Annotated in this window: 23 protein-coding genes and 1 tRNA gene; all 24 read left to right on the top strand. The window is 62.2% G+C overall.

Annotated elements, in window-relative coordinates:
- Positions 1-57: 57 nt before the first annotated feature.
- The 24 genes from ACUYMZ_RS08490 to ACUYMZ_RS08375 all read left to right on the top strand — a co-directional run bounded on the left by ACUYMZ_RS08490 (position 58) and on the right by ACUYMZ_RS08375 (position 14,938).
- The gene (locus tag ACUYMZ_RS08490; RefSeq protein WP_481602752.1) at positions 58-798 is read left to right on the top strand and encodes a hypothetical protein; all 741 of its coding nucleotides are present in this window, start codon (positions 58-60) and stop codon (positions 796-798) included.
- Between the two features lie 8 nt (positions 799-806).
- Positions 807-1,295, top strand: coding sequence for a DNA N-6-adenine-methyltransferase (locus ACUYMZ_RS08485; RefSeq protein WP_481602751.1), 489 nt, complete (start codon positions 807-809; stop codon positions 1,293-1,295).
- Positions 1,292-2,527 carry an AAA family ATPase gene (locus ACUYMZ_RS08480; protein ID WP_481602750.1) on the top strand — a complete coding sequence of 412 codons (1,236 nt, stop codon included), beginning with the start codon at positions 1,292-1,294 and terminating at the stop codon, positions 2,525-2,527. Before ACUYMZ_RS08485 ends, ACUYMZ_RS08480 begins: the two co-directional genes overlap by 4 nt.
- Positions 2,521-2,760 carry a glutaredoxin-like protein NrdH gene (gene nrdH / locus ACUYMZ_RS08475; protein WP_481602749.1) on the top strand — a complete coding sequence of 80 codons (240 nt, stop codon included), beginning with the start codon at positions 2,521-2,523 and terminating at the stop codon, positions 2,758-2,760. Before ACUYMZ_RS08480 ends, nrdH begins: the two co-directional genes overlap by 7 nt.
- 2 nt (positions 2,761-2,762) lie before the next feature.
- Positions 2,763-3,284 (top strand): single-stranded DNA-binding protein, encoded by a 522-nt coding sequence (locus tag ACUYMZ_RS08470; protein WP_481602748.1) that lies wholly within the window; start codon positions 2,763-2,765, stop codon positions 3,282-3,284.
- Positions 3,281-3,610 carry a hypothetical protein gene (locus ACUYMZ_RS08465; RefSeq protein ID WP_481602747.1) on the top strand — a complete coding sequence of 110 codons (330 nt, stop codon included), beginning with the start codon at positions 3,281-3,283 and terminating at the stop codon, positions 3,608-3,610. The genes ACUYMZ_RS08470 and ACUYMZ_RS08465 overlap by 4 nt, the downstream gene beginning before the upstream one ends.
- Positions 3,607-3,786 (top strand): hypothetical protein, encoded by a 180-nt coding sequence (locus ACUYMZ_RS08460; RefSeq protein WP_481602746.1) that lies wholly within the window; start codon positions 3,607-3,609, stop codon positions 3,784-3,786. The genes ACUYMZ_RS08465 and ACUYMZ_RS08460 overlap by 4 nt, the downstream gene beginning before the upstream one ends.
- The gene (locus ACUYMZ_RS08455; protein ID WP_481602745.1) at positions 3,780-4,382 is read left to right on the top strand and encodes a DUF7341 domain-containing protein; all 603 of its coding nucleotides are present in this window, start codon (positions 3,780-3,782) and stop codon (positions 4,380-4,382) included. Before ACUYMZ_RS08460 ends, ACUYMZ_RS08455 begins: the two co-directional genes overlap by 7 nt.
- A gap of 467 nt (positions 4,383-4,849) precedes the next feature.
- Positions 4,850-4,930, top strand: a tRNA-OTHER gene (locus ACUYMZ_RS08450).
- Positions 4,931-5,133: 203 nt separating this feature from the next.
- Positions 5,134-5,400 (top strand): HNH endonuclease, encoded by a 267-nt coding sequence (locus ACUYMZ_RS08445; protein ID WP_481602744.1) that lies wholly within the window; start codon positions 5,134-5,136, stop codon positions 5,398-5,400.
- A 256-nt stretch (positions 5,401-5,656) separates the two neighbouring features.
- A complete protein-coding gene (locus ACUYMZ_RS08440) occupies positions 5,657-6,091 on the top strand; it encodes a hypothetical protein (RefSeq protein ID WP_481602743.1) in 435 nt (144 codons plus the stop codon).
- A gap of 120 nt (positions 6,092-6,211) precedes the next feature.
- On the top strand, positions 6,212-6,565 hold the full coding sequence (locus tag ACUYMZ_RS08435; RefSeq protein ID WP_481602742.1) for a terminase small subunit: 354 nt from the start codon (positions 6,212-6,214) through the stop codon (positions 6,563-6,565).
- The gene (locus ACUYMZ_RS08430; RefSeq protein ID WP_481602741.1) at positions 6,525-8,117 is read left to right on the top strand and encodes a hypothetical protein; all 1,593 of its coding nucleotides are present in this window, start codon (positions 6,525-6,527) and stop codon (positions 8,115-8,117) included. The genes ACUYMZ_RS08435 and ACUYMZ_RS08430 overlap by 41 nt, the downstream gene beginning before the upstream one ends.
- A 15-nt stretch (positions 8,118-8,132) precedes the next feature.
- The gene (locus tag ACUYMZ_RS08425) at positions 8,133-8,336 is read left to right on the top strand and encodes a hypothetical protein (protein WP_481602740.1); all 204 of its coding nucleotides are present in this window, start codon (positions 8,133-8,135) and stop codon (positions 8,334-8,336) included.
- Positions 8,336-9,787, top strand: coding sequence for a phage portal protein (locus ACUYMZ_RS08420; RefSeq protein WP_481602739.1), 1,452 nt, complete (start codon positions 8,336-8,338; stop codon positions 9,785-9,787). The genes ACUYMZ_RS08425 and ACUYMZ_RS08420 overlap by 1 nt, the downstream gene beginning before the upstream one ends.
- On the top strand, positions 9,768-10,493 hold the full coding sequence (locus tag ACUYMZ_RS08415; RefSeq protein WP_481602738.1) for an HK97 family phage prohead protease: 726 nt from the start codon (positions 9,768-9,770) through the stop codon (positions 10,491-10,493). The genes ACUYMZ_RS08420 and ACUYMZ_RS08415 overlap by 20 nt, the downstream gene beginning before the upstream one ends.
- Before the next feature lie 19 nt (positions 10,494-10,512).
- Positions 10,513-11,766, top strand: a complete 1,254-nt coding sequence (locus ACUYMZ_RS08410; RefSeq protein WP_481602737.1) for a phage major capsid protein — start codon at positions 10,513-10,515, stop codon at positions 11,764-11,766.
- Between the two features lie 3 nt (positions 11,767-11,769).
- On the top strand, positions 11,770-12,048 hold the full coding sequence (locus ACUYMZ_RS08405; RefSeq protein ID WP_481602736.1) for a hypothetical protein: 279 nt from the start codon (positions 11,770-11,772) through the stop codon (positions 12,046-12,048).
- Between the two features lie 22 nt (positions 12,049-12,070).
- Entirely contained in the window at positions 12,071-12,595 is a 525-nt protein-coding gene (locus ACUYMZ_RS08400) for a hypothetical protein (RefSeq protein WP_481602735.1), read from the top strand.
- Positions 12,595-12,945 carry a hypothetical protein gene (locus ACUYMZ_RS08395; RefSeq protein ID WP_481602734.1) on the top strand — a complete coding sequence of 117 codons (351 nt, stop codon included), beginning with the start codon at positions 12,595-12,597 and terminating at the stop codon, positions 12,943-12,945. The genes ACUYMZ_RS08400 and ACUYMZ_RS08395 overlap by 1 nt, the downstream gene beginning before the upstream one ends.
- Positions 12,945-13,217, top strand: a complete 273-nt coding sequence (locus ACUYMZ_RS08390) for an HK97 gp10 family phage protein (RefSeq protein ID WP_481602733.1) — start codon at positions 12,945-12,947, stop codon at positions 13,215-13,217. The genes ACUYMZ_RS08395 and ACUYMZ_RS08390 overlap by 1 nt, the downstream gene beginning before the upstream one ends.
- Positions 13,210-13,635: a hypothetical protein gene (locus tag ACUYMZ_RS08385; protein ID WP_481602732.1), complete on the top strand. Its 426-nt coding sequence runs from the start codon at positions 13,210-13,212 to the stop codon at positions 13,633-13,635. The genes ACUYMZ_RS08390 and ACUYMZ_RS08385 overlap by 8 nt, the downstream gene beginning before the upstream one ends.
- A gap of 67 nt (positions 13,636-13,702) precedes the next feature.
- Entirely contained in the window at positions 13,703-14,533 is an 831-nt protein-coding gene (locus ACUYMZ_RS08380; protein ID WP_481602731.1) for a phage tail tube protein, read from the top strand.
- Between the two features lie 93 nt (positions 14,534-14,626).
- The gene (locus tag ACUYMZ_RS08375) at positions 14,627-14,938 is read left to right on the top strand and encodes a hypothetical protein (RefSeq protein ID WP_481602730.1); all 312 of its coding nucleotides are present in this window, start codon (positions 14,627-14,629) and stop codon (positions 14,936-14,938) included.
- Positions 14,939-14,992: the final 54 nt, after the last annotated feature.

The raw sequence follows: 14,992 nt of genomic DNA, 5'->3' as shown, positions 1-14,992 counted from the left end.
ATTGCAAGAGATCGAAGCCGCGTACCTGCAGCGCACCTCTGAGGAGGTGAAGCGCTGATGGCACGCATTCGCACTATCAAGCCGGAGTTCTGGACTGACGGCAACATTGTCCGGCTGTCCCCTTTCGCCAGGTTGCTCTACATCGGTATCTGGAACTTCACGCTCTGCGACCACGGGCATGTGGCCGATGACGCCTTCCGGCTGAAGCTGCAGATTCTGCCCATGGATGACGTGGACATCGAGGCGCTACTGGCGGAGCTGATGGCCGCCGGCCGTATCGAGCGTGTCAGTGATGAGGCGGGCAGGACGTACCTGCATGTGAAGCGTTTCGGGGATCACCAGAAGATCGATCCTCGGTGGAAAACACGGTGCCCCGCATGTGCTCAGAAGGACTCACTTGCACTCGTGGAAACTCCGGTGAGTTTGCCTGAGCACACCGAGACTCCCACAGACTCACCAACTCTCCCCTTAGGAAGGGAAGGGATGGGAAGGGAAAGTAAAAAGACTTCATCAAAGCCTTCGGCTTCGACGGATGCTTTCAATGCTTTCTGGAAGGTCTACCCGCGCAAGGTGGGCAAGGAAGCAGCCCGGAAGGCCTACGAGAAGGCCCTGAAGCTCGCGAGCCCTGAGCAGATCATGGCTGGGCTGGAGACGCTGCGCATGCAGGTGGCTGGCAAGGATCAGCAGTTCACGCCGCACGCGTCTACCTGGTTGGCCGCGGGCCGCTGGGATGACGAGCCTGAGCAGCGCCCGGCGCTGTCTGTGGTCCCCCAGCAGTATGGGTGGGCGAACCAATGAGCGGCGCAATGGGATCACACCAGTCCGCTGCGATGAAATCCGATGTGTGGCTGACGCCTCCGTGGATCATAGAGGCCCTTGGCCCGTTCGACGTCGATCCATGTTCACCGCTGGATCGGCCTTGGGATACCGCGGCCAAGCACTACACCGTGGAAGATGACGGCCTGAGCTTCGAGTGGGAAGGCCGCGTGTGGATGAATCCGCCCTACGGGGCTCAGGCGGCGACTTGGCTGGAAAGGCTGGCGAAGCATGGAGATGGAATCGCCCTCGTGTTCGCACGAACCGAAACGCGGATGTTCTTTGACTGGGTATGGCCGCACGCTACGGCAATGCTCTTCATCGAAGGACGCTTGCACTTCCACCATCCGGACGGAACCCGTGCCAAAGCCAATAGCGGTGCACCCTCAGTGCTCATCGCCTACGGGGAGAGGAACGCCCGCCGGCTACTGAACAGCTCGGTGCCCGGCGCTCGGGTCCGGCTTGGAGGTGCAGCATGACGCCTGAGCACTACGTCATCGGCGCCTGCCTTCTGTCCCGGGATGCTGTCCGTTTTGCCTCCGAGGTCGTGACCCCGCTCGACTTCCAGGCGCACGTCCTCGGTGAAGCGTTCGCGGTCATGCAGGAGATGCACCCGACACCGGAGCCCATCGAACCGCTGTCCGTGTTCCAGAAGCTGAGGGCCCGGGGCCTGCATGGTCTGCAGTTCGCTGAGGTGTTCGCCTGGATGGAGGGCACAGCCTCGGCTCACACGGTGGAGTTCTACGCCAAGCAGGTCCGGGAGGAGTCCGTGAAGCGGGCTCTCCGGTCTGCCGGGCAGCGGCTCATGCAGCAGGCATCGCAGGAGGGCCTACCGCCGGCCAAAGCGCTGGGGGATGCAATGGATGACCTGAAGAGCATCCGCGACAACACACCGGGGCAGGGCATCGACTCGAAGAAGCTGGGCGATGTCCTGGCTGTTGAGGAGGACCACGACTGGCTGGTGCCGGGACTGTTCGAGCGCGGCGACAGGATGGTGATCACCGGGTACGAGGGTTTCGGTAAGTCCACGTGGATCCGGCAGATGGCCGTGCAGTTCGCCGCTGGCATCAATCCCATCAGCCTGGACTACATCGACCCCTTGCGGGTGCAGGTGGTCGACGTGGAGAACACCGAGGGGCAGTGGCGGCGGGAAGTGCGTGGCATGGCTGCCAAGGCCCGCCAGTACGGCAAGAACGACCCGTCGAACATCGATCTTGCTTGCACTGGCCGGATCGACATCACCAAGGACGCCGCGCTGGGAGCTATCCACCGGCTGGTGGACCAGAACCGGCCCGACATCCTGTTCATCGGCCCGATTTACAAGATGGTCCCGAACGGCATCAACAACGACGACGACGCGGCCCCGCTAATCACAGCGCTGGACTCGTTGCGGGACCGCGGCTTGGTGATGGTCATGGAGGGCCACTCCCCCAAGGGCAACGGGCAGATGGCCCGTGACCTGTCCCCGCGAGGCTCCGCGGCGCTCATGGGCTGGCCGGAGTTCGGTTTCGGGCTGGCCCCCGACACGGACGGCACCAACTCAGCCGCCATCCAGCGCTGGCGCGGTGACAGGAACCAACGCAACGACTGGCCCAAGCGCCTGGAGCGCGGCGGCCCGTTCCCGTGGACCGCAGAGAACATCCACCCGGAAACCCGCCGCCGGTACTACGGCTGGGACCAACAACCACAGAAAGAGGCAGTCACTTGGTGATCACCGTCTACTCAAAACCAGCCTGTGTGCAATGCAACCTGACCAAGGACTGGCTGGAGCGCGAAGGCTTCACGTTCAAAACCGTGGATATCAGCCAGAACCTGACTGCATTGGAGGCAGTCAAGGCACTGGGCTACATGGGCGCTCCTGTGGTCATGGTCGATGAACGTCACTGGTACGGCTTCCGGCCGGACCTTCTCGAGGAACTCAAATCAGAACGAAAGGCGGCCTGAACATGGCAGGCGAAACCACAATCACGATCATCGGGAACCTGACAAACGACCCGGAGCTGCGCTGGACCCCGAGCGGATCCGCCGTCACGAACTTCACGGTCGCTTCCACGCCCAGGACGTTCGATCGACAGGCCAACGAGTGGAAGGACGGCGAGACGCTGTTCCTCCGGGCCTCGGTCTGGAAGGACCAGGCAGAGAACGCGGCCGAGACGCTGAAGAAGGGCATGCGCGTCATCGTGGAAGGCCGACTGAAGTCGCGCAGCTACGAAACCAAGGAAGGCGAGAAGCGCACCGTCATCGAGCTGGAAGTGGACGAGGTTGGCGTCTCACTCAGGAGCGCCACGGCGAAGGTCACCCGCACGAACCGGAACAACGGCGGCCAAGGCGCTGGAGGCTTTGGCGGCCGCTCCAACAGCAATAGCTGGGGCAACGGCCAGCAGCAGGAAGACCCGTGGGCAACCCCGGGAACGAGCCACGCTGACACTTGGGGCACCGGCCCAACCGGGCAGGAGCCACCATTTTGAGCACCGCGACGTCGGGACGCGCCCGAGAGTACAAAGTCCGTGACCACCTCATCAAGCAGGGCTTCGAGCTGATCATGAGGGCTGCCGGGTCCAAGGGCCCCGCAGACATCGCCATGGCCCACGAAGAGCACGGGCTGGCCCTCGTGCAAGTCGGAACCGCCGGCAAGGCACTCGGCCCAGCTGACCGGATCCGGCTCCTCCGAGCAGCGCACCTCTGCGGCGCCCTGCCGATCCTCGCCACCGTAGACCGCGGGGCAATCACTTACCGCATCGTCACCAACGAAACACCCCGCCACTGGGCGGCCTGGGAACTGGGGGAATCATGAACAACTGCAAGCGGTCCTGCTGCTGGACCCCGTACAGCTGCGCCAAGAAGCGCGCCTGCTCCTGCCACTGGCGGGAACGCCAGCAAGAGGCAGCCCAGGAACGCGTGGCCCTGATTCAGGCCGAAGCCAACCGCGCGCAGCCCATCAACCGCCGCAACCCAGGACAGCCATGGTGAACGGGCTCGCAGCGAACGTCCACCAGCTCACCATGGAAACCACGCACAGGATCGAAACGGACAACGGCCCCCAGTGGGTCAAAGCTCCTCCTCTGCTGGCCCAGCTCCGCGTTGCGTGCAAGGGCATCAGCGGATCCTCGGCAGGCGGAGGCTCAGGAACGCCGGCGCCGCTGGCCCTGTCCGCCTACGACCTGTACCTACGCATCGAGTCGGTGGTGTTCTTCCAGCACGGCAAGTTCTTCCCGGGTGTCAAGCATGGGTCGCTGGAGGACTCCATGAAGGCATGGGCGCGGGAGGCATCCGTGAACGATGGTCCGCGGAAGGAGGCCGAGCAGTTCACCGCGGATTGGGTGGCCGCAATCGAGCAGGTGTTTCAGCCGTCCAAGCCCCTCGTGATCGACGCCCCTTGCCCGCAGTGTGGGGAGCTGTTCCACACGGCAGTCGAGGAGGACGAAACCCGCTGGAAGCGCTGCCTCACCGGGCACGCCGTCAACGGCCAAGCATGGGTGGAGTGCGGCAACTGCGGCTCAGCATGGGTAGGGGCTGAGATGCACCACCTCAACGCAGCAATCGAGGCAGGACGGGTGACGGCGTGAGCCCGATTCGCGAGAGCCAGAAAGGACGATACCCATCGAACTGGAAGGAAATCAGCCAGAGGATAAGGTTCGAACGTGCAGCTGGCCGCTGCGAATGCGCCGGGGAGTGTGGACGAGAGCATGCAACAGGCCGGTGCCCGAATCGCCACGGCCAGCCCTCGTATTACGGGAAGGGCTCAAAGGTTGTACTGACGACGGCCCACCTGAACCACACCCCGGAGGACTGCACGGATGAGAACCTGAAGGCTATGTGCCAGGGATGCCATCTGCACTACGATCGCGAGCACCACGCGGAGACACGCAGAGCTACCAAGGCAGCCCAAGACACGCGCACTGCCCAGCTTTTAATCCTCCATGATCTGAATTAAACTGGTAGTACCGCCGCGGAAGTGTATCCACTTTCAGGCTGAAGGCCCGGACTGTTCCCCCAATTACAGTCCGGGCCTTCGTCGTCTCTTGGGGAGACAGGGCGCTAGCTCAATCACGGTAGAGCAATGGAGTTTGGCTGGGGCCACTCCAGAGATGCGGGTTCGAATCCCGCCCGCCCACGGGAGTTCCATAACTCCTGAAGTAAGTGTGTTTCCTGCACCAAGCGTGCGCCCGTCAACGTCACTGTCCTAGAGCGAAGGTAGAACCGGGCATCCCTCGGAGTGCCTGTCATGGGGCTACCTGCGGGCGCACGTAAACACACACATACTCAGCCAAACTCACCGGAGGTTCAGTGAGCCAGCATCACAAGACCACTAGGAACATGCAGGCCCAGAAGCTGAAGTTCAAGGGCCAGTGCAAGGACGACGACGAACCTTGCTGGTTGTGCTCACAGCCCATCAACTACGAACCGGTAGATGTGAACGACCCGTCCCGGTTCGAACTGGATCACTACTACCCAGTGTCCACACACCCCGAACATGCGGAGGACCCGGCGAACTTCCGGGCATCACACGCTGAATGCAACAGGCGCCGAGGGAACAAACCCCCGGCGCCTGGTCTTGGCACTCTCAGCAGAGACTGGCTCTAGACCGCGTGCATGGGTTGGCCCGCAAGGTTCCATTCTGTGATGCGGTGACCCTTCGGGCAGTACGGCTTACCAACACGCTGGTACTCCTTGTTGTGGGCGATGCTGCCATCATCGACCATGCCCCACCGCTCAACGAGCGTGGCTTCGCACTTCGGACACGAGTACTCAGACTCTTTCAGATCCACTGTTGCTCTCCTCGGATGTAGTGACGAACAGCCCGAGCATAGATGAAGACTGAGGTGACACAATGCAGGCCGTGCAGCGCATGATCGGCAGAGCCGTGGACCTAGCACCATCAAGAGCTCACATCCTTGGACTGGAACGCATAGCCAAGCGACGAGCGCAGGTAGAGAGCCCAGCGTTCAGGGATGGTCCACTGCACGTGGTCATTGGAGGCAGGCAAGAGGGTAAGACCACACTCGCCATGCGCTGGCTACTCAATGCACCTGAAGGTACAGAGCGTGTCCTCATAGTGCTCAACAACGATGTGGCTGAACACCTGAAGCGCGAGCACGGCATGAAGCGTAAAGACCCACGCATCATCGGATACCGCACACTCAGCAAGCAAGGACCAACCAAGGGCACCGAGTACGGCATCGATGACAGCATGGACATCCTCACCGACCTCCTCGGCCTCAACGAAACACCACACCTCATCACCGCAGCCCATGCAGCACCTTGGCAGGGGTAGGGGCGTTCGAATCTCCAGAGGCCTCCCGGGCGGAACACCTCCCGCCTGCACTCTTCCTCTCTCCCCGAGGCCCTGTAGGGGGTCGCGCATGCGCACACGTGATAGATCGGAGCCTCGAAATTGTCAACGGAGCCTGATGACACGGTTTATGACGCCACGGTGAAGGCTCTGAAGGCTGCTACGCACCTGAAGGACACCGATAAGGGTGCTGTGGCGGCTCTGAAGTTCCTGGCGCGGAAGATCGACACTGAGGACCAGTTGCGGGACCTCGTTTTGGAGCGTGCTGGCGAGGACAACGTGAAGCCTCCGCCTTTGGACAACGTTTCCATCCCCACCTACTTGAAGTATTGCGAGGCTCTTGGCTTGACGCCGGCCGCCCGCGGTGCGGCTGGCTCGAAGGCTGCTGCCCCTGCGCCCGAACCGGAGGATGAGCTTGCAGCGTTCAGCAGAAAGAAGAAGGGCCGCGCCGGGTGAGCTGAAGGGCAAGGAAACACCTCGCCTGTACACCAAGCCGCTGCGGAAGCTGACCCCGAAGACCTCTCTGGGGTTCGATGTCATTCGTTTCGCGAAGGTCATCCTTGGCTTGGACCTGTTTCCCTGGCAAAAGTGGCTGCTGATCCACGCGTTGGAGCTGAACAAGGACGGCACCTACCGGTTCCGGAAGCTCTGCATCCTTGTTGGCCGGCAGAACGGCAAGACCACGCTCCTCACGGTCCTGTGCCTGTACTGGCTGTATGTCGATGCTGAGGCTTTCCCGGAGAAACTGAAGGCCCGGGACTTCCTGATTCTCGGCACCGCCCAGGACTTGGACACCGCTCAGGAGGCATGGGATCGCACGAATGCCTACTGTGATCCGGATCCGGAGAACGAGGCCGGCGTTCCGACGCTTCAAGCCAAGGCCCTGAAACCGGTGCTCGGAAACGGCAAGACGTCGATCCGGCTGAAGTCCGGCGCCAAGTACCGGGTGAAGGCTGCGAACCGTAAGGGCGGCCGTGGCAAGTCCGCGGCCCGGGTCCTGATGGACGAGCTCCGCGAGCAGCAGAACTTCGACGCCTGGTCATCGGTCACGAAGACCATGAACGCGATCTTCAATTCGCAGCTGTGGGGCATCTCCAACGCAGGCGATGCGAAATCCGTGGTGCTGCGCCACCTGCGGGACATCGCGCTGGCCTCGGTCAATGAGTGGGACCAATACGTTGAGACGGGCATCCAGTCCGTCGAGGAGTACGCGAACAACAACGATTTGACCCTCGGACTGTTTGAGTGGTCAGCCCCTGATGGGTGCAAGAAGGACGATCCGGAGGCCATTGCTCAGGCGAATCCGTCCCTCGGCTACACCATCGAGTGGGAAACGATCCTCTCGGACCTCAAAACGGACCCAGAGTTCGTATTCCGGACCGAGGTTCTGTGCCAATGGGTCACGGCGGCCGTTGAAACGTACATTGACCCGCTCGACTGGGCCAACCAGGGCGATCTGGAGTCCGAAATCGCGCCCGATTCCCCCATTGTGCTCGGTATCGACACCTCGGCGGACCGCTCGATGTCTTATATCTCCGTTGCAGGATACCGGGAAGACGGAAACCGGCACATTGAGACGGTTGCCCAGCGCGCCGGCATGCTTTGGGTCCCTGCCGCGGCCAAGAAGATCGCTGAGCGTGCCGGAACGAAGCTGGTGGCCCTCCAGGCCCGGGGCACTCCGGCTATCGAGTTCATCGAGCCGCTCGAAGAGCTCGGGCTGACGGTTTTTCAGATTGGTGGGTCCGAGCTTGGCTCCTCAGCTGGTCAATTCAAGGACCATATCGAGGCCGGCACCGTCTTCCACCGTTCACAGCCAGTTTTGGACATGGCCGTCAGCGGTGGCGTCACTAAGACCCTCGGAAGCATGGAGGTCTGGGACCGTGTGGCCGCTGTCGTGGACATCGCCCCACTTGTCTCGGCCAATTACGCGCTCTACGGCCTCGAAAACGGGCCAGAGCCTGAGGACACCACATCCGCTTACGAAGATCACGACCTGCTGGTCGTCTGACGGGAAGGAGCTTGCATGCGCGAGCTGAAGCTGCTGACCGGGAAGACCGTTCTTGTGTCCACGCCGGAGGCCACTGTGCGCGGCGTGGTGGAGTCCGCGACCCGCGCTTTCATCACGCTGGCGGCTGCTGAGTCGCTGGATGGGCCGGACCCCGTGGCTATTCAGGGCTTCGTGCTGGTTCCAGTGCCGAAGTTGAGCTATGTGCAGGTGACTTCCTGATGGGCGCTGTCTTTCAGACCCTCGAAGGGCTGAGTACGCACTTTGCCGGGACCGGAATCGAGGTCGTTGACCCTGGGCTGCCGCTAACGGAATGGACAGAAGTCCTGAGCTACGGCCCTGTTTGGGCCAACCAGCCGTCAGTACGCAAAGTTGTCGGCTTCGTGGCCCGGCACCTCGCCTCCACTCCCCTGCACGTCTACCAGATCAAGACGGAGCAGGACCGGGTGCGGGACAGGACCGGTGAGCTGGCCAAGCTCATGAAGCGTCCCACCCGTTCCCCAGGTGTCACGCCGTACCGGTTTTGGGAGTCCATCCTGATCGATGGGCTGATTCACGACCGGTGGTGCGCCCAGATTGTGCATCACGAGGACGGTTACGAGCTGGTCCGGATTCCGGCCCGGCTAGTGAAGTTCAAGAGCGACTTTCTGGGCCGCATTGAGGCGATTGTCATCACGAAAGAGGATGGCACGACCTCGGAGAAGGACCCCAAAGACTATCTCATCGACGTCGGCTATGCCGAGCGAGGCGCCAATGGCACGTCTCCGCTGAAGACGCTCCGGAACATCTTGGATGAGTACTCCGAAGCTGTGGCCTACAGGCGCTCCATCTGGGAGAACGGCGCCCGCGTCCCGCTGGTCCTGCTGCGAGACAAGCCATGGTCCTCGGAGACTGCCTTCGAACGTTTCCGGCGATCCTGGGCGAAGTTCGCCCGGGGCGGCGGCAAAGAGGGCGGAACGCCGATCCTCGAAGACGGCATGAAGCCCCAAGAGCTCAACGCCTTCCGGCCCCGGGACACGCTGGACCTCGAAGGGCGGCGCCTGACCGATGTCGAGGTGTGTTCCTCGTACTACATCGCCCCTGAACTGGTGGGTGCCCGCGAAGGCACTTTCGCCAACATCAAGGCCTTCAAGCAGATGCTGTACGGCCCGAACCTTGGACCGTACTTCGACGCCTGGCAGCAGACCTTGAACCTGACTCTCGTGCCACTGATTGAACCGGGAAAGGACCTCTACATCGAGGCCAACATCGAAGCCAAGATGCGCGGTTCCTTCGAGGAACAGGCGGACGTCATGTCCACTGCCATCGGCGCTCCGTGGATGACCCGCAACGAGGGCCGCGCGAAGCAGAACATGAGCGCCATCGATGGCGGGGATGAACTGGTCACGCCGCTGAACGTCATCATCGGCGGCCAAGCGTCGCCCCAGGACGGCAAAGCGCTGGAACAGGTTCTGTCCAAGTTCGCGGAACGGCAAAACCAAGTTGTCGCCTCGCAAAAGTCCGCTGGAGTCCATGACTGGTGGGACCGCACCCGCTGGGACCGGGAACTAACGGAGGACCTCGTGAAAGCAGGCACAGACCCGCATTCCGCGGGCATCATCGCCCGCCGGTTCAACGACCACGCAGAAACGCGACACCTGAAGGAGGCAAAGCGTGAAGACCAAGACAGTTGACGTCGAGATTAAAGCCCTTGACGACAAGCAGGAAGGCTACTTCGAGGCCTACGCCTCCATCTTCGGCAATGTCGACAGTTACGGCGACATGGTTGTGAAGGGCGCGTTCGAGGAGTCGTTGGCAGAGTACGCCTCGGCCAACGCCCCGATTCCCGTGTACTGGCGTCACCGCATGGATGACCCATTCATGAACCTCGGCAGCGCTGAGGCAAAGGAAGACGACCGCGGCCTGTGGTCCGGCTGCCAGCTCGATCTGGAGACGGCCGCCGGCAAGCAGACGTACAAACTCCTCAAAGAGAAGCGCGTGCGTCAGATGAGCTTCGCCTACGACGTTATCGAAGGCGCGTGGGTGGACCGGAAAGCGGAAGACGGCGGCTCCTACTACGAGCTGCGGAAACTCCGCATCCACGAAATCTCCATCGTGCCTGTAGGCGCGAACCAGGAGACCGAAATCCTCGCGGTCAAGGCGGCAGTTGATTCCGTCGTGGCTGGCGTGAAAGCAGGCCGGGGACTCTCGGCTGATGACGAGCAGCAAGCCCGCGCAGCCTATGCAGCGCTCGGTGACGTGCTCAAAACCGATCAGGAGAAGGCAGACGGAACGTCCGAAGCCAAGACCGAGGAGCCTTCACCGGCCAAGGTCGAGGAGCCGACGATGCACCAGCACGCCAAGGCACTGGCGGTCAACCAGTTAGTTCAAAGCCTCTAACGAGGAGAAAGGATTCATCGTGAATCTGAAAGAACAGCTGCTCGCCCTCCAGAAGGCGATGCAGGCAACCATCGACGGCGCCAAGGCCGCCGGTCGCGAGCTCACTGCGGACGAAGCGAAGGACATCGAGGCTAAGGGGGCCGAAGCGCTCGAGCTGAAGGGCCGCATCGAGTCCATCGCGAAGTCCGAGAAGGCTCTCGCGGACCTCGTGGAGTTCGGCAAGTCTGATGGCACCGCCGAAAAGGGCGACGACGACCTCTCTGAGGTCCCGCTGGGCGAACGCTTCATGAAGTCCGCTCCGTACCAGCAGTTCCGTAAGGAGAACCCTTCCGGCGTCGGTCAGGGCACCCCGATCAACATCGGCAGCGTCCGCATCGGTTCCATGAAGGACTTCTTCGCGAACCGCAAGGCCCTCACCTCCCCGCAGGCCCGGATCCAGAACATCCGCGTCCCCATGGTGGACCAGGTGGAGCGTCCGGAACTCACGCTGCTGGATGTCATCAGCCGTGGCGAGACGGCCGGCAACTTCGAATACGTACAGGTCACCTCCGTCACCCGCAACGCGAAGATCGTGCCTGAAGCGACTTCCGGCACTGACAACGCCGCACTGAAGCCCGTTTCGGAGCTGGGTACGGAACTGGCTGACGCGAAGGTGTACACCTATGCTGACGGCTACGACGTCACCAACCAGCTCCTGGCTGACGCTCCGGCATTCGGCACGTACATGAACAGCGAGCTGAAGTACTCGCTGGACTCCGTGATCGAGGACAAGCTCCTCAATGGATCCGGTGTCTCCGGTGAGCCTAAGGGCATCCTGAACACCACCGGCATCCAGGACCTGGAGTTCACTGGCGCGGGAGCCATCGACCTCGTGAAGGCGGTCCGCCGCTCCATCACCAAGGTCACGCGCCTGAACGGCGGACGCGTCGATGCTGTCCTCCTCAACCCCGAGGACGAGGAGGAAATCGATCTGATGCAGGACGCCGACGGCCGATTCTTCGGTCAGGGCCCCTTCAGCATCGGACCGGGCACCCTCTGGGGCCGCCCGCGCATCCTGTCCGAGCGCATTGAACCGGGCACGTTCCTTCTGGGCGACTTCAAGCAGGTCGCACTTCTCGACCGTGAAGGCCTGTCCATCATGGCGTTCAACCAGCACAAGGATTACGCCCAGCGGAACATGACCTATGTCCGCGCCGAGCTGCGCGCCGCTCAGGTCATCTGGAAGCCGTCCCGTCTGGTGTTCGGTCACCGCGGCACCGTGGCAGGAGGCTAAACCATGGCAGACGTCAACATCGTCGTCATCGACGGCGTGCGATACCGCGAGGAAGATGCCAAGCGCCGTGGGCTCCTGAAGGAGAAAGTGGCCAAGCAGGAAACAGACGCAGCTGCCGAGGCCAAAGCAAAGGAAGCAGCGGAAGCCAAAGAAGCAGCGGAAGCCAAGGAAGCAGCCGAAGCTGCTGCCGCTCAGAAGGCAGCGGAAGAGGCGGCCAAAGCCGCGGAAGCCGAGAAGGCCAAGCAGCCCGCCAACAAGGCAGCCACCCCGGACGCCAAGTAACACCTGAAAGGAAGGGAGCCGCATGTCCATCCCCGCGATCGTGGAGCTGAGCAACGGCTCCCTTCCCAAAGGCCCGCAGTTCTGGCTGGACGCAGCAACCGCTGAAGTCCGCAAGTACTGCGAATGGCACGTAACCCCGGTGATCACACAGGAACTGATCCTCGACGGCCCGGGAGGTAAGGATCTCCTAATCCCTTCCGGTCGGGTAAAACAGCTGCTTGCCTGCACCAACGATGGCGTGGACGTCCTGGCCGACGTCGATGACTCCGAAAAGGGAATCCTGACGCTTCGCAGTGGTCGATGGAGCAACCGCAATAAGGGGATCCGAATCACCATCGAACATGGATACGAGGAAGCTCCGGATGTCGCTGGCGTCATTGCCGCCGTGGCTAACCGCAGCGCATCCTCACCAGGCAACGTGGTACGCCAGAACGCCGGCCCCATGGGGGTCTCCTATGGCACCGTCGATGGCGCTCCAATTAGCCTGCCTTTGCTGGCGGCCGAGAAGGAAACACTGGCGCCCTACAAGCTCGAATGGGGGGCCTGATGTTCCCGCTTCCCAACGGTGAAACAGTGGTCCGGCTCCGCCGCAAGATGGTTCCTGACCCATACTCGCAAGGGGAAACGCTGGGGTCCTGGGACGAGCCGGACGAGCTGCCCATTGAGGGCTGCGCCATCGCCCTCTCGTCCTCCACCGAACCGCGGGGCGAGAACCGCCAAATGGTCATCACCGGCATGAGCATCTACGGGCCGCCTGACATGGACGTGCTCCCACATGACCGGATCCGGGCCCGGACGGGCACCTGGTCTGTGCAGGGAGAGGCCGCGGACTGGACGAACGCCTTCACCGGCTGGCGGCCAGGTGCTGAGTTCAGTATCGAGAAGGTGACAGGCTGATGGAGTTCAACGACAAGTTCTTCGAGGAAATCGGCAAGTCAGCCGGCGTCACCCAGATCTGCCGCGACGTTGCAGACAAGGTGCTGGCCGTTGCCGTTGCCGGCGCCCCTGTTGACGAAGGCGACTACCGGGACGGGCTGCAAGTCACGGAGAAGACCGTCGAGCACAGGAACGTGGCGCTCGTTGTAGGCACGGATCCGAAGACGATGCTCATCGAGTCCAAGACCGGCAACCTTGCCCGGGCGTTGAATCAGGTGAAGAAGAGTGGGTAGCCGGGTCCTCTTCACGGACCTGGAGCTGTACCTCACCGGCCGGATCCGCGCGGAGCTGGCCGCTATCGCCGCTCCGATCAGTCAGAACGTGTTCGTCAGTAACCAGTTCCCAAACCCGGCCCGGCCAAAGACCGTCGTTGTCCGGGATGACAGCGGCCCCCGCACCTCGATCATCACGAAAGAACCGAGCATCGGGATCACGGTGCTGGCCGGGGACGACCAAACGCAGGGCCAGCAGGCCACTGAGTTGGCCAATCTGGTCTTCATGATCGTGGCCGACTGCGCCGGGCCCGAGCCTGAGAACCCAGTCGCCAGGGTGATCAACGCAACCGGACCCTACAAGGTCACAGAGGAATCAGGGCAGCCCCGCCGATACATGACCTTTGAACTGGCCGTAGTCGGCACCCCCTACCCCTAAGCACTACCCAAACAAATCATCCAGCCATTCACGCCCGTGGATGGCTTCTTCTTTTTGGAGGCTAAAAATGGGCCCTGACGAGCTCGGTAATGATGTTTCTGCCGTTGGTGTACCGGTAACCGGTCACATCGGCTTCGCCCCTGAAGGCACTGTCGGACCGACACCGGCCGCCGGCGCTTCCCGTTCCTTCACCCTGGCGCCGGAGTACAAAGTGCCGGGCCTCCTCACGGAGGATGGCGGTTTCGAGTGGACGCTGGAGCCGGACGGTGACCCCATCGTTTTCTGGCAGGACGGCTACTCCCTGCCCACCGGCATCGCCACGGCCGAGCTGGTCCTGAAGCTCGCCCAGACCGACGAGATTGTCAGGTCCATCACGCGGGGCAAGACCGCCGATGAGAACGGCTACATGACCGTCGACGCCGGTGGCCACGCAGTGCAGTACTCAGTGTTCACTGAGGAAATCTTCAAGAACGGCGTCATCCGCCGCCGCTGGGCGCCGAAGGTCAGTATCAAGACGGTCAAGGAAGACAAGAACGAGCGCGGCAACGTCCTCGGCTACGAAGTCACCCTGACCATCCACCGCTCCCCACTGGTGAACAACGAACACTTCGGTGAGTGGCTGATCCCGGCTTTGGCCTCGATCACAGCCGCGAACATCACCGCGGTGAAGGGAACCCCGGATCCTGCAGGTGCTGGCGAGCTCGTGACCATCACCGGCACAGGCTTCGCCACCACGACCGCGGTCACCATCGGCGGCACGGCTGTGTCCGACTTCGACGTGGTGTCCAACACCGAACTGACCGCAGTCCTGCCGGCCGGTGCGGCTGGTCCAGCCAACGTCGTCGTCACCAACTCCGTGGGCGCTTCTGCCGCATTCTCGTACACCCGCGACGTTTAGTCGCCCCTCTACCTGTGGTCCTGCGCTCCTTGATGGGTGGGCGCAGGGCCACAGCTCAACCCATCACCACCCATCGGATAGTGAGAGCACATCATGACTACCCGCAAAGCTGCAGCTGAGAAGCCCCGCTTCCTCGTGGTCGAGGACAAACTGATCTGCCAGACCACCGAGGGCGAGATTGCTATCCCGCTGCGCTTCAAGACCAAACTCCTTCGCCAGTTCGGCAGTCTGGACCAGATGGACGCGTTCTTCCTGATCCTGGACGAAATCGCGGGCCCCGAGACCGTGGCGACCATCGATGAGCTGGACATCATGGAGACCACCGAGATCATGGTCGAGTTCTTCAAGGTGTTCGAGGACAAGGTGCAGGCCACCATGGGGGAATTGCAGCGCTCCTTGAAGTAGTCGAGGAGCACCGCCCCGCACTGACCTACGACTTCCGGCACCGGCTGCACTGCT

It is taken from the genome of Arthrobacter sp. T572, from assembly GCF_056780115.1.
Note: the sequence above shows the minus strand (reverse complement) of the source record. Positions and strands in the feature narration are given on the sequence as shown.

Bases quoted from the DNA above. Each gene is read 5' to 3' on its own strand.
- ACUYMZ_RS08490 (WP_481602752.1), top strand. From the start codon at position 58: ATGGCACGCATTCGCACTATCAAGCCGGAGTTCTGGACTGACGGCAAC.
- ACUYMZ_RS08485 (WP_481602751.1), top strand. From the start codon at position 807: ATGGGATCACACCAGTCCGCTGCGATGAAATCCGATGTGTGGCTGACG.
- ACUYMZ_RS08480 (WP_481602750.1), top strand. From the start codon at position 1,292: ATGACGCCTGAGCACTACGTCATCGGCGCCTGCCTTCTGTCCCGGGAT.
- ACUYMZ_RS08470 (WP_481602748.1), top strand. From the start codon at position 2,763: ATGGCAGGCGAAACCACAATCACGATCATCGGGAACCTGACAAACGAC.
- ACUYMZ_RS08460 (WP_481602746.1), top strand. From the start codon at position 3,607: ATGAACAACTGCAAGCGGTCCTGCTGCTGGACCCCGTACAGCTGCGCC.
- ACUYMZ_RS08455 (WP_481602745.1), top strand. From the start codon at position 3,780: ATGGTGAACGGGCTCGCAGCGAACGTCCACCAGCTCACCATGGAAACC.
- ACUYMZ_RS08445 (WP_481602744.1), top strand. From the start codon at position 5,134: ATGCAGGCCCAGAAGCTGAAGTTCAAGGGCCAGTGCAAGGACGACGAC.
- ACUYMZ_RS08425 (WP_481602740.1), top strand. From the start codon at position 8,133: ATGCGCGAGCTGAAGCTGCTGACCGGGAAGACCGTTCTTGTGTCCACG.
- ACUYMZ_RS08420 (WP_481602739.1), top strand. From the start codon at position 8,336: ATGGGCGCTGTCTTTCAGACCCTCGAAGGGCTGAGTACGCACTTTGCC.
- ACUYMZ_RS08405 (WP_481602736.1), top strand. From the start codon at position 11,770: ATGGCAGACGTCAACATCGTCGTCATCGACGGCGTGCGATACCGCGAG.
- ACUYMZ_RS08400 (WP_481602735.1), top strand. From the start codon at position 12,071: ATGTCCATCCCCGCGATCGTGGAGCTGAGCAACGGCTCCCTTCCCAAA.
- ACUYMZ_RS08395 (WP_481602734.1), top strand. From the start codon at position 12,595: ATGTTCCCGCTTCCCAACGGTGAAACAGTGGTCCGGCTCCGCCGCAAG.
- ACUYMZ_RS08390 (WP_481602733.1), top strand. From the start codon at position 12,945: ATGGAGTTCAACGACAAGTTCTTCGAGGAAATCGGCAAGTCAGCCGGC.
- ACUYMZ_RS08380 (WP_481602731.1), top strand. From the start codon at position 13,703: ATGGGCCCTGACGAGCTCGGTAATGATGTTTCTGCCGTTGGTGTACCG.
- ACUYMZ_RS08375 (WP_481602730.1), top strand. From the start codon at position 14,627: ATGACTACCCGCAAAGCTGCAGCTGAGAAGCCCCGCTTCCTCGTGGTC.